This is a genomic window from Acetivibrio sp., assembly GCF_035371925.1.
GTDB lineage: Bacteria > Bacillota > Clostridia > Acetivibrionales > Acetivibrionaceae > Hungateiclostridium.
This window is the reverse complement of the sequence record NZ_DAORXT010000001.1, coordinates 74,580-86,671: the sequence shown is the minus strand read 5'-3', so window position 1 is coordinate 86,671 and position 12,092 is coordinate 74,580. Positions and strand designations below refer to the sequence as shown.

Below are 12,092 nucleotides of genomic sequence, written 5' to 3'. Positions count from 1 at the left end.
TTAAAACAGGGTTCTGTAAGATTTTGTAAGGCAATTAAACTTGCAATTTAAATGAAACTTCCCTCGATAAATTTATATTGTTTAATGAAACTGTCAAGTTGGAACTTTTAAAAGAAAAATATCTAAATGTCAATGTTTTGAATTATACTCCGGAAATATTTGAGGAAATATTATACAAAGATGAAATGGTGGGAACGTTTTTGTATATGATATGCCGTGAAAATATCATTCTTTACGACAAATACGGTACTTTTATGTCAATAAGAGAAAGAATGATAAACAGCAAGATAAAAAGCGAAGAGGTTTTTTTAAGACAGTGTATAGAGTTTTCCAAAAAAATCGGCTCTGAAAAGTGGGTAAGAAAATTCGACAAGACATTAATGCATTATATGTACCGCAATAATCGAAAAAGAACGTAGTAAACGGCGTTTTATATATAAAAAATTTTTATCTATAATCTTATATGGGTTTTTACCATATAATATACTTGAAATAAAAAATGGAGGAAATATTTTGAATAGCAAATTAAATGACTTCAAAAGCAAAATAAAAAATAAAAAAGTTGCCGTGTTGGGTATAGGAATCAGCCATACTCCGTTAATTTCTTATTTGTACAATCTCGGTGCGGATATCACAGCCTTTGACAAGTCGGACAAAACAAAACTGGAGCCTCTATTGGAACAATTTAAGGGCATGGATATTAAATATAGTTTGGGTGAAGGATATCTTGACAATTTAAAAGGTTTTGACATACTGTTCAGAACTCCGGGAATGAGGTATGATATTCCCCAGATTCTGGCTGCAAAGGAGGAGGGGACTGTGGTGACCTCCGAGATGGAAGTCTTTTTTGAGCTTTGTCCAGCGCAGATTTTTGCCGTAACGGGCAGCGACGGAAAGACCACAACCACCACGCTTATCTACAATATGCTAAAGGAGCAGGGCTATAATTGCTGGCTGGGGGGAAATATAGGAATACCTTTATTAAGTAAGATTGATGAAATAAAGGATACGGACAAAGTTGTACTGGAGCTTAGCAGTTTTCAGCTGCATACCATGACTAAAAGTCCCCATGTGGCGGTTGTTACAAATGTTTCACCCAACCACTTGGATGTACATAAATCCATGGATGAATACGTATTTGCCAAAAAGAATGTTTTTATACACCAGTCGCCAAAAGATAAGCTGGTACTTAATTTTGACAATGACATTACCCGCGAATTTGCAGATGAGGCAAAAGGAAATGTGGTTTATTTCAGCAGAAAAAGCAATCTTGAAAAGGGCGCAATATTAAAGGACGATATGCTTGTTTTTAAAGACGGCGAATCGGTAACTGAGATTGTTAGGACTAATGAGATTATTATTCCGGGAGTGCATAACATAGAGAATTTCCTTGCGGCAACTGCTGCTGTAATAGATTATGTCGACAAAGACGTTATAAAAAAGGTTGCAACGACCTTTACCGGGGTTGAGCACAGGATTGAGCTTGTAAGGGATATTGGCGGTGTAAAATTCTACAATGACTCCATAGCAAGCAGTCCCACGAGAACGATTGCTGGGTTGAACTCCTTTAAGGACAAAGTAATTTTAATATCCGGCGGCTATGACAAAAAAATACCTTATGACGCCTTAGGACCGGTAATTGCAGAAAAGGTAAAGTGCCTTGTCTTGATTGGGCAGACAGCTCCTAAAATAGAAAAGGCATTGAAGGATGAGACGGAAAGGTCGGGAAAAGGCGCCGATATTCCGGTTTTAAAGTGCAGTTCGCTTGAAGATGCAGTTCAAGCTGCTTATAGTTTTGCCTCCTCTGAGGATACAATAATTTTGTCCCCGGCAAGTGCCAGCTTTGATATGTTTAAAAGCTTTGAGGAGAGAGGCAGGAAGTTTAAAGAGATTGTTAATTCCATCAAGGCCTGACGAGAATGAATTAGTGGCAAAAACGTGGATAAATATAAGAAACGGTTAGAGTTTAAACTCTAACCGTTTTTGGTGGAGGGAGATGGATTCGAACCATCGAAGTCAGTGACAACAGATTTACAGTCTGCCCCCTTTGGCCTCTCGGGAATCCCTCCATGTATAATATTAAGTTAATGAATATTGTGGTGCCCAGAGCCGGAATCGAACCAGCGACACGAGGATTTTCAGTCCTCTGCTCTACCAACTGAGCTATCTGGGCAAAACACTTATTGTTGGTGGGCCTTCAGGGACTCGAACCCCGGACCAACCGGTTATGAGCCGGTTGCTCTAACCAACTGAGCTAAAGGCCCGTGTAAAACTATATTCCACAAAATGCAATGAATTTCACATTTTTCACAGCCTTTTGTGACGGCAATGAATAGTATAATTGAAATTCGGATATAAGTCAAGAGAATTTTTGCGAAAATATTGCGAAAATAATAATTTTTCAAATTTGAGCCGGGCTTGAACAAATACTTCGGAAAATATATAATCTATGTTGTTGGTGAAATTCAAAGACTTTGGGAGAGTAAAATGAGTATAGACAAATTAAAGCTGGAAATAAAAAACGAAAGCTTAAACAAGCTATATCTTTTCTACGGTGAGGAAGAATACCTGAAGAAATTCTACCTGGGCAAAATAGAAGAGATTATTCTAAGAGATGACACAACAGGCCTAAATAAAGTAGTAATAGAGGGAAGAACTGAGGCTTCAAAGATTATTGAAGCCTGTGAGACGATGCCGTTTTTTGCCGAAAAGAAACTGGTTGTTGTTAAAAAGTCGGAATTATTTAGCTCAAAAAAGTCAAAAACCTCAAAGGATAGCAAAAAGGATGAATTGATTGAATACTTGCAGAGTATGCCCAATTATACCTGCCTTGTTTTTTATGAGGAGGATATAGATAAAAGACTTAAAATTACAGGTGCTATAAAGAAACATGGAATGATGGTGGAATTTCCTTTTCAAAAGCCGCCCGAACTTGTAAAGTGGGCTGTTAGGGTTTTTAAGTCCTACGACAAGGAGATTGATGCGAGTACGGCGTCATACTTTATAGATATATGTGAGGAAGGTATGACTGAAATACTGAACGAAATAAACAAGGTTGTTCTTTATTTGGGTGAAAGGCCTAAAGTTAATGTTGATGATATAAAAAAGGTTTGCACGAAATCTATAAAAAGCAGAATATTCGATTTGATTGATGCTATAGCGGAAAGAAAGCTTGATTTGGCTTTGAAGCTCCTTAATGACATGATTATTTTAAAAGAACCCATGCCCAAGGTTTTATTTATGATAGCAAAGCAACTAAAACAGTTATTGGAATTGAAACTTTTGCGCAGCAAAGGTATGGATGGGAAAGAGGCGTGTTCAAAAATGGGCGTAAATCCCTATGCCGTCAATAAAATGATTCGCCAGTCCGACTGTTTTTCCTTGGATAAACTTAAAAAGGCAGTACAGGAAGCCCTTGAGCTGGATCTTTCAATAAAGACGGGTAAGATAAACGACAGAACAGCTGTTGAAATACTAATTTGCAATTTGGCGGCTGAATAAAAAGACACATAAAAAAGCTCCGGGAAAAGAACCCGTGAGCTTTTGAAATCAGGATTTAAGCAAAAAACGTACTATCCAGTACGTTTTTATTGTTTAGCGGCAGCGTTTAATGCCTTGGCAAGCTTTGATTTTCTTCTCGCAGCGGTGTTTTTATGAATAACGTTCTTTGCTGCTGCTTTATCTATGGTCTTTATTGCAATTTTAAGAGCTTCTGCAGCGTTTGAATCATTGCTTGCAATAGCTTGTTTGCATTTCTTTATATTAGTTTTAAGTACTGATTTTCTAATACTGTTTGTAAGAGTCTTTCTCTTTGAAACACGTACTCTTTTGATAGCAGACTTAATATTTGGCAACCTCTTCACCTCCTGCGAGTTATTCAACAGAGAGTATTTTAACACGATATAAATCAAAATGCAAGGGCAAATTCGCATTTTTTGCATAAATATTGACATGGAGACAAAAAGTTTTGTTGTGCCTAAGGTCAAAATACAGGTATTTATTATTAGCTGTTGAGGAAAAATAAAGCTTATCTGAGATAATCGAAATTATTTCATTTGGAAAAACAGGTAAGGGAGGATTATGGAGTGAAAAAGAGTATAAGAACAGACCTTGTGTTGGAAGCTCACGAACTGCTGAAAGAAAACGAGTTTGAAAATCAAAGAAGGGATCCGCCGGGGGTTGACATCGAAAATGACGGTACGGAGGATATAAAGATAACCCGGGTGAGAGTAACATCTCCTACTGGTGAGGCGGCCATCGGAAAGCCGATGGGTAATTATATCACCCTTGAGGTGCCAAGGCTGAAAGAAAATGACCAGGAACTGTACGAAGAGACCTGCAAAGCCCTTGCCAAGGAATTGACACGCATATTGAGACTTAGGGACGATTCAACGATTCTGGTCATCGGACTGGGCAACTGGAATGTCACACCGGATGCATTAGGACCGAAAGCTGTGTCGGGGCTTATGGTCACAAGGCATTTGCTTGAATATGTTCCCGAACAGGTTGATAAAGGGGTAAGACCAGTTTGTGCGGTATCACCCGGGGTACTGGGTATTACCGGTATAGAGACGGGTGAGATTGTAAGGGGTATTGTGGACAGGGTTAGACCAGATATTGTGATTGCGATAGATGCTCTGGCTTCCAGAAAGATGGAAAGAGTGAATACCACTATTCAGATTGCAGATACAGGAATTGCTCCGGGCTCCGGTGTGGGAAATAAAAGAATGGAGCTTTCCAGAGAAACTCTGGGCGTGCCTGTTATCGCAATCGGAGTTCCGACAGTGGTGGATGCCGCAACCATGGCAAATGACACCATAGACCTGGTTATAGACAACCTCATAAAAGAAGCAAAAGAGGATGCCCATTTTTACAATTTGCTCAAAAATATTGACAGAAATGAGAAATACCAGTTGATACAAGAGGTGCTGCAGCCCTATGTCGGCAATCTCGTAGTAACTCCAAAAGAGATTGACGATGTTGTTGACAGAATTGCAAAGGTAATTGCAAACGGCCTTAATATTGCGCTTCATCAGGGTATTACATTAAACGATGTAAACCGGTATGTTCAGTAAAAATTATACAGCTTTCCAATAAAATTCACATTGTAATAAAACTGTTTTTATACGATAATATAGACGACATAATCTGTGCATTGCATATTCAATTTATGTTGTCTTAAGTATAAAAACAGTTTTTTGTTTTGCGTTTAGAAGCTAAAAATGGAACTTTTTCATTTGACTTGAAAGTTTTTTGATAGTATGATTTTCAATATAAAAGGTTGTAAATGGGGAAGATTATGAACAGAATGAGTTTTTTTATAAAATTGCGAAAGCTTTTTTTGCACGCTTCACCAAGAAAAAGGGCATTGGTTTTTACAATGGGGATTGTAATTTTGGCGGCAGTCGGAATTGGCATTGGAAGCCAAATGATGTCAAAGAGGGCTGAAAGCGGAAATGATTATTTAAATAACAATAACAACAATTCAGTTGGCGGCCGCGAAAATTTAGACGAACCTAGCAATATTGATAAATCCAGGCCCAAAGAGGTAATTGTGGTGATAGACCCGGGACATGGTGGAGAGGACTTGGGAGCTTATAATGGAACTTTTTATGAAAAGGATATAAATCTGGATATATCATTAAAGCTTGGGGAGCTTCTTGAGGAGCTGGGGGTCAAGGTAGTATATACCAGGAAAACCGATGTTTTTATTGACCTTGATCCGAGAGTTGACCTTGCGAACAGGCTTGATGCCACGCTTTTTATCAGTGTACACAGCAATTCCATGCCCGATAATTCCGACTACCGGGGTACGGAGACTCTTTACTGTCCTCCGGTAAATCCCAAATACAGTAAGATGGATGGCAAAAAACTTGCAACAATTGTTCAAAAAGAATTGATAAGTGCGCTCGGTACTGTAGACAACGGTATAATAGAAAGACCCAATCTGGCAGTATTGCGAAAAACTGTGATGCCGGCGGTAATAGCCGAAATTGCCTACATTTCAAGTCCGTCGGACAGAGCAAAACTTAAAGATACTGCGTTCAGGCAGAAAGCAGCCCAGGCTCTGGCAGATGCAGTGATGAAGGCACTTGATGAGATGGGTGCTGTTAAAGATGAAAACGGAGGCTATACAATAATCGAAGATTAATGATTAAACCGGGATTAAGCTTTTTTAGAGAGCCCTTAACAGAATTTTATAGATGAATTTTATTACTCAAAAAAGAAAGGGAAATCTCTTTCTTTTTTTATTGTCTATAGGTATAATTTTATGTATAAGCTTGGCAATTAAATTTTAGCATCGTTAATAGGATTTATTTGGCGTTGGCATGTTAAAACTTGAGTAAAATTACATGGGGTGAATATGAAAACTATAGGGAAATACCTTGCGATTTTAATTGCTGTTGTTTTGCTATGGAACCAGATTATGCTAAAGCCCTTTAGGATTTTATCCGTATTTTTTCACAAGATGGGGCATGCTTTCATGGCGTTTCTTTTCGGCTACGGTTCGAACGCTTTTGGAGCCGCATTTGGGTCTATGGGGGACTCAATGGTTAGTGCAGAAGGATGGTTTCCATCTTTTATGATATCCAACGGAGGTTATTTTGGAAGTATACTGTTTTTTGTATTGATAATGTTTTTTAAAAGAACCAATGCAAAAAAATATCTTCCGGGGAGTCTTGCAATTATATATCTTTTTGTTTCAATAAGCGTTCCTGCCTTAAGGGGAACTGTTTTATATGCTGCTGTATTTACGGCAATTGCGATTCTTCTTTATATGATTCAAAGGGATGCCATTGAGGAAATTGTAATTGATGTCGTGGCCATGTCATCCATTGCATATATTATTTATGAGACGTTGGTTGAGACTTTGCTGTTTAAGATTAATCAGCGTTTTTCGATTATAAAGGGGTGGAACGTAAGTATAGCTTTGGATATAGCAAGATTAAGAAATATTACGGGATTGCCCGAATTGTTATGGGCAATAGTCTGGATTGCAATTTCGGTATTGGTGCTAAATGCGGTGGTTTTAAAAATGACTAGAACCGGAAAAAGACGAAATTGATTTGGGACAAAGAGAAATTTCATTTAATCGGAAGGTAGTAATTATATAGTTTTTATTAATAAACATGGATAAAATTGACAAATTATGACTGCTTTACGGAGGGAAAAAACAAGTGGACATAGAGAAGAGAATACTTGAGCTTAGAGAGATTTTAAACTACCACAGCCATAAGTACTATGTGGAGGATGCACCGGAAATAAGCGATTCCGAATATGATGCTCTTTACAGGGAGTTAGAAAAGCTCGAACAGGAAAGGCCTGACCTTGTTACACCGGATTCTCCCACTCAGAGGGTGGGAGACAAGCCATTGGAAGGCTTTAAAAAGGTGGTACATGCTGTGCAGATGCAAAGTCTTTCCGATGTTTTCAGCAAGGAAGAGCTTTTGGCATTTGACCGAAGGGTGAGAGAAGTTATAGGGGATAATGTTGAGTATGTTGTCGAGAAGAAAATTGACGGATTGTCCGTTTCTCTGGTTTATGAAAACGGTGTGTTTACAAGGGGGGCAACCCGGGGTGATGGCTCGGTGGGAGAAGATGTGACTCAGAACCTCAAAACCATAAAATCAATACCTCTAAGGCTCAAAAAGGATTTGCCTTTACTTGAAGTAAGGGGAGAGGTGTTTATTTCTAAAAAAGATTTTATCAAAATAAATGAAGAGCAGGAGCTCGCAGGCCAGCAGCTCTTTGCAAACCCCAGAAATGCTGCTGCCGGCTCATTAAGGCAGTTGGACCCAAAGGTGACCAGTCAAAGAAAGCTTGATATATTTGTTTTTAATATACAAAGAATTGAGGGTCAAAGTTTTGAGACTCATTCCGAGACCCTTGAGTATCTAAAAGAGCTAGGGTTTAAAGTAAGCCCGGGATACAAGGTATGCCGGGATATAAATGCCGTTTGGGAGGAAATAAGCCGCATTGGTGATGAGAGGGGAGACATAGATTTTGAAATTGACGGTGCAGTGGTCAAGGTAAACTCCTTGAGACATAGGGAGCTTTTAGGCTCAACAATCAAGGCTCCAAGATGGGCGGCGGCCTATAAATATCCTGCGGAAGTCAAAGAGACTGTTGTAAAAGAAATATCAGTAAACGTGGGAAGGACGGGAGTGTTGACGCCGATTGCCGTTTTTGACCCGGTTAGAATTGCAGGCTCAACCGTGAGCAGAGCAACGCTTCACAACATGGATTACATAAAAGAAAAGGATATAAGAATAGGTGATACGGTACGCATAAGAAAAGCAGGGGACATAATTCCCGAAGTTGTGGATGTGGTTTTTGAAAAGCGCAGCGGAAATGAAGATGAGTTTAACATGCCTTTGCAATGCCCCGTATGCGGTGCGGATGTAATGAGAGAAGAGGGAGAGGCGGCATATAGATGTACCGGGATGGAATGTTCCGCCCAGCTTTACAGGAAGATAGTTCATTTTGCTTCAAGGGATGCAATGAACATAGAAGGCCTTGGGCCTGCGATTATTGAGGTGCTTCTTGAAAAAGGGCTCATAAAAGGAATTGCAGATTTGTACTATTTGCATAAAGAAAAGGATACCCTTGTTAAAATGGAGAGAATGGGTAAAAAGTCTGTGGAAAACCTCCTTGCTTCGATAGAAAAATCAAAGCAAAATAATATTGACAGGCTGATATTCGGTTTTGGAATCAGACACATAGGACTTAGGGCGGCACAGCTGTTAAGTGAAAATTTTGAATCTGTTGATGCCCTTATGAGTGCATCTTTGGAAGACATTGTGGCAATACCCGAATTCGGCGACAAGATGGCGGAAAGTGTCGTACAGTTCTTCGGACAGAAGCAAAACAGGGATATCATAGAAAAGCTCAAAGACGCAGGAGTAAATACAATCAGTTTCGGTAAAAAGAAAATAAAGGATAACAGGTTTGAGGGAAAGACCTTTGTGCTTACCGGCACCCTTCCAAGTTTTACTCGAAAGGAAGCTGAAGAGATTATAAAGAGTTTTGGAGGAAAAACTTCGGGAAGCGTATCTAAAAAGACCGATTATGTGTTGGCCGGCGAGGAGGCGGGAAGCAAGCTTGAAAAGGCAAAAGAGCTGGGCGTTGAAATAATTGATGAGGAAAGATTCAGACAAATGATAGAGTAGTATAATATTTTGTTTGCACTAATATCATTAATCTACATTAATATCTATATTAATATATTATTATGTTAAAAATATATACATTATTATATAATATAAGTAGAAATATAAATTTTTTTATAATTAATTAATTATTATTTAGGGGGGTACATATGTTAAGAACTGGTATTAGGTGCAACTCAGAGGGAAAAAGAATCGAAAAACACATTAACCGAGGTGATGGGAAATCTTTTAGTGGCTATTGCGGTAAAGCGCGATGCATATGCTTTATTGGAGTCTCACCGGACTTTTAAGGGCCATGAAACAGGGTGTTGGTTATGGAAAACAGGTTTTTGGTGTATCTGTTTTGCTGCTTGGCTGCAGTACTTGTACTAATACTTGTGTTCGCCTTGCTGGCCATTAAAAGAAAAAGTAAACTCAAAAAAGCAGCTAATAGGTCGTGCATTAGTTATGGTAATGTTTGTGTGTTTTTCGATGAGAACAACAATGTGACTGTAATTCCTTACGCAAGAGACAAACAGGGTAACGGAAAAGCTGTGGAAGGTCCTGTGTTCCTAGAGGCTCCATACAAGCCTTTGGAACTGGGAGAGCTGGTAAGGTCTTCTATGGCAAAGTGCAACGGCAAGATAATTCATTCCGATTCTCAGCTTATGAACAAGCTTAAATGCAAGTCATGGGATGAATTTGCAAAAGGGAAAAGAAACATCTCAATTTACTACAAAGAACAGCTTGGCCTCGTGCTTAATACGACAAGGCGAAAACCGGATGGCTCATACAGTTTTAATTTCAGAGGCTATGAAAAGGTTCTTAAGAATGATGTCAGTGATGAGGAATTAGGAATTGTGATAATGAATTTACTTGAAAGATGCAGATGAGAAAACGGCGGTCTTTTTTGGCCGCTTTTTTGTTGTTTTTATGATTTAGAACTCTGCGTTGCCGGGAATAATAAAAATGTTGTTTGAAGCTTTAGAATATTGATAATTGACGCATTATTGACCATTTTATATAATAGTCAATGGTATTGTTGTTTATTCTTAAGCTGCACAATAACATATTCAAGAGAAATTTGTGCCGCAAGACAGAAAATTTATATTATTGCTCAGTATCTAGGAAGGGAATTTTAAATGAAGGTTACCAAGGAAACGATAGAGCATGTTGCAAACCTTGCAAGGCTTAACCTTTCCGAAGAAGAAAAGGAAAAGCTTATTCATGACATGGAAAATATTATATCCTATATGGATAAATTAAATGAACTTGATACGTCAGAAATTATCCCAACAGATCATGTCATACCGATAAAGAATGTTTTCAGAGACGATGAGGTCTTAGATTCATATCCAAAAAGCAAAATGCTTATGAATGCTCCGGAAAAAGAGGACGGATGTTTTAAAGTGCCCAAGGTGGTTGAATAGATGTATTTTTGAAAAAGGGCAAAAGATGAGGAGGACAGATAAGTGGAACTTTACCAGCTTACGGTTCACGAAATGAGCGACCTCATAAAAAGAAAAAAGATTAGTGCTGTAGAGCTTGCACAGTCGGTGCTTGACAGGATAAATGCTGTTGACGAAAAGATAGGAAGCTATATAACAGTCCTTGGGGATGAGGCGTTAAAGAGGGCTAAAAAAGTGCAAGAGAGGATTGATAAAGGAGAGGTGAAATCACCTCTTGCAGGTATTCCCATGGCATTAAAGGACAATATTTGTACTGAGAATGTTAAAACAACCTGCGCTTCAAAAATGCTGGATAATTTTATACCGCCCTATGATGCAACGGTATCCAAAAAGCTTTATAATGAGGATACTGTGCTCTTGGGCAAACTCAATATGGATGAGTTTGCCATGGGAGCATCCACTGAAAACTCCTACTATAAAGTTACACGAAATCCGTGGGATTTAGACAGGGTTCCGGGAGGTTCAAGCGGCGGTTCGGCTGCGGCTGTTGCCGCAGGTATGGCAGGATTTGCATTAGGCTCGGATACGGGAGGCTCAATAAGGCAGCCTGCTTCCTTTTGCGGTGTTGTAGGGATGAAGCCCACTTACGGTGTGGTTTCGCGTTTCGGGTTAATTGCTTTTGCATCCTCCATGGATCAGATTGGTCCCTTGACGAAAGATGTGACGGATTGTGCCATAGTACTCAATGCCATAACCGGTTATGACCCGATGGATTCCACTTCTGCCGATGTAAAGTATCCCGATTATTCAAAGGCTTTGATTAATGACGTAAAGGGATTTAAAATCGGTATACCAAAAGAATATATCGATAACGAAGCAAATCCGGAGGTTAAAAAAGCAGTTTTGGATGTGGCAGAGACTTTAAAAAACCTTGGTGCCCTGGTGGAAGAGTTTTCTCTTCCATTGACTTGTTATGCCGTTCCCGCTTATTATATTATTTCATCTGCCGAAGCCAGCTCCAATCTTTCAAGATACGACGGGATAAAGTATGGGTACAGAGCCAAAGAATATACAGATTTAATGGACTTGTACATGAAAACAAGGAGTGAAGGGTTTGGTGTTGAAGTAAAGAGGAGGATATTGCTGGGGACATATGCACTAAGCTCGGGTTATTATGATGAGTACTATAAAAAAGCACTTCAGGTAAGAACGCTGATTAAGAATGATTTTAAAGAGGCATTTGAAAAATACGATGTTTTGATTGGGCCTGCTGCTCCTACCACAGCTTACAAGATTGGGGAGAAAAAAGAAAAACCCCTTGAGATGTACCTTGGGGACATATATACGGTGTCGGTAAACATAGCAGGACTTCCGGCCCTGACAATACCCTGCGGATTTGACACCAACCGCCTTCCCATAGGGCTGCAGCTTATAGGAAAGCCTTTTGACGAAAGCACTCTGCTGCGTGTGGCATACACTTTCGAGCAAAATACTGAGTTTCACAAAATAAGGGCAAGAATTTGAGGTGTGTTGG

Annotated in this window: 11 protein-coding genes and 3 tRNA genes; 10 read left to right on the top strand and 4 right to left on the bottom strand. The window is 39.2% G+C overall.

All coding sequences use genetic code 11. The features are described from left to right. The first annotated feature begins 98 nt into the window (after window positions 1-98). Together PLH43_RS00390 and murD are read left to right on the top strand one after the other, a co-directional pair. Window positions 99-419, top strand: coding sequence for a hypothetical protein (locus tag PLH43_RS00390; protein ID WP_324358907.1), 321 nt, complete (start codon window positions 99-101; stop codon window positions 417-419). A 94-nt stretch (window positions 420-513) separates the two neighbouring features. Next, window positions 514-1,914: a UDP-N-acetylmuramoyl-L-alanine--D-glutamate ligase gene (gene murD / locus PLH43_RS00385; protein ID WP_324358905.1), complete on the top strand. Its 1,401-nt coding sequence runs from the start codon at window positions 514-516 to the stop codon at window positions 1,912-1,914. A gap of 70 nt (window positions 1,915-1,984) precedes the next feature. On the opposite strand, the gene PLH43_RS00380 is transcribed toward murD, so the two are convergent. The 3 genes from PLH43_RS00380 to PLH43_RS00370 all read right to left on the bottom strand — a co-directional run bounded on the left by PLH43_RS00380 (window position 1,985) and on the right by PLH43_RS00370 (window position 2,264). Beyond that, a tRNA-Tyr gene (locus PLH43_RS00380) sits at window positions 1,985-2,069 on the bottom strand. 28 nt (window positions 2,070-2,097) lie between these two features. After that, window positions 2,098-2,173: transfer RNA gene (locus PLH43_RS00375), tRNA-Phe, on the bottom strand. Between the two features lie 14 nt (window positions 2,174-2,187). Beyond that, window positions 2,188-2,264 (bottom strand) — tRNA-Ile (locus PLH43_RS00370). 223 nt (window positions 2,265-2,487) lie between these two features. Between PLH43_RS00370 and holA the strand changes: the two genes are divergently transcribed. After that, window positions 2,488-3,501, top strand: coding sequence for a DNA polymerase III subunit delta (holA, locus tag PLH43_RS00365; RefSeq protein WP_324358903.1), 1,014 nt, complete (start codon window positions 2,488-2,490; stop codon window positions 3,499-3,501). A gap of 86 nt (window positions 3,502-3,587) precedes the next feature. Here the strand turns inward: holA and rpsT are convergent, their stop codons facing one another. Beyond that, on the bottom strand, window positions 3,588-3,854 hold the full coding sequence (gene rpsT / locus PLH43_RS00360) for a 30S ribosomal protein S20 (protein WP_324358901.1): 267 nt from the start codon (window positions 3,852-3,854) through the stop codon (window positions 3,588-3,590). Between the two features lie 231 nt (window positions 3,855-4,085). Between rpsT and gpr the strand changes: the two genes are divergently transcribed. From gpr to gatA, 7 genes are all read left to right on the top strand, one after another. Continuing rightward, window positions 4,086-5,075, top strand: coding sequence for a GPR endopeptidase (gpr, locus tag PLH43_RS00355; RefSeq protein WP_324358899.1), 990 nt, complete (start codon window positions 4,086-4,088; stop codon window positions 5,073-5,075). Between the two features lie 224 nt (window positions 5,076-5,299). After that, window positions 5,300-6,151, top strand: a complete 852-nt coding sequence (locus PLH43_RS00350) for an N-acetylmuramoyl-L-alanine amidase (RefSeq protein ID WP_324358897.1) — start codon at window positions 5,300-5,302, stop codon at window positions 6,149-6,151. 213 nt (window positions 6,152-6,364) lie between these two features. After that, on the top strand, window positions 6,365-7,066 hold the full coding sequence (locus PLH43_RS00345) for a M50 family metallopeptidase (RefSeq protein WP_324358895.1): 702 nt from the start codon (window positions 6,365-6,367) through the stop codon (window positions 7,064-7,066). A 112-nt stretch (window positions 7,067-7,178) separates the two neighbouring features. Continuing rightward, window positions 7,179-9,170 carry an NAD-dependent DNA ligase LigA gene (gene ligA, locus PLH43_RS00340; RefSeq protein WP_324358893.1) on the top strand — a complete coding sequence of 664 codons (1,992 nt, stop codon included), beginning with the start codon at window positions 7,179-7,181 and terminating at the stop codon, window positions 9,168-9,170. 314 nt (window positions 9,171-9,484) lie between these two features. Further along, on the top strand, window positions 9,485-10,042 hold the full coding sequence (locus PLH43_RS00335) for a hypothetical protein (protein ID WP_324358891.1): 558 nt from the start codon (window positions 9,485-9,487) through the stop codon (window positions 10,040-10,042). A 249-nt stretch (window positions 10,043-10,291) separates the two neighbouring features. Continuing rightward, a complete protein-coding gene (gene gatC, locus PLH43_RS00330; protein ID WP_324358889.1) occupies window positions 10,292-10,579 on the top strand; it encodes an Asp-tRNA(Asn)/Glu-tRNA(Gln) amidotransferase subunit GatC in 288 nt (95 codons plus the stop codon). A gap of 42 nt (window positions 10,580-10,621) precedes the next feature. Beyond that, window positions 10,622-12,082: an Asp-tRNA(Asn)/Glu-tRNA(Gln) amidotransferase subunit GatA gene (gatA, locus tag PLH43_RS00325; RefSeq protein WP_324358887.1), complete on the top strand. Its 1,461-nt coding sequence runs from the start codon at window positions 10,622-10,624 to the stop codon at window positions 12,080-12,082. The last annotated feature ends 10 nt before the right edge of the window (window positions 12,083-12,092 follow it).

Coding starts and splice junctions, on each gene's coding strand:
- holA (WP_324358903.1), top strand. CDS start 2,488: ATGAGTATAGACAAATTAAAGCTGGAAATAAAAAACGAAAGCTTAAAC.
- PLH43_RS00335 (WP_324358891.1), top strand. CDS start 9,485: ATGGAAAACAGGTTTTTGGTGTATCTGTTTTGCTGCTTGGCTGCAGTA.
- PLH43_RS00345 (WP_324358895.1), top strand. CDS start 6,365: ATGAAAACTATAGGGAAATACCTTGCGATTTTAATTGCTGTTGTTTTG.
- gatC (WP_324358889.1), top strand. CDS start 10,292: ATGAAGGTTACCAAGGAAACGATAGAGCATGTTGCAAACCTTGCAAGG.
- PLH43_RS00350 (WP_324358897.1), top strand. CDS start 5,300: ATGAACAGAATGAGTTTTTTTATAAAATTGCGAAAGCTTTTTTTGCAC.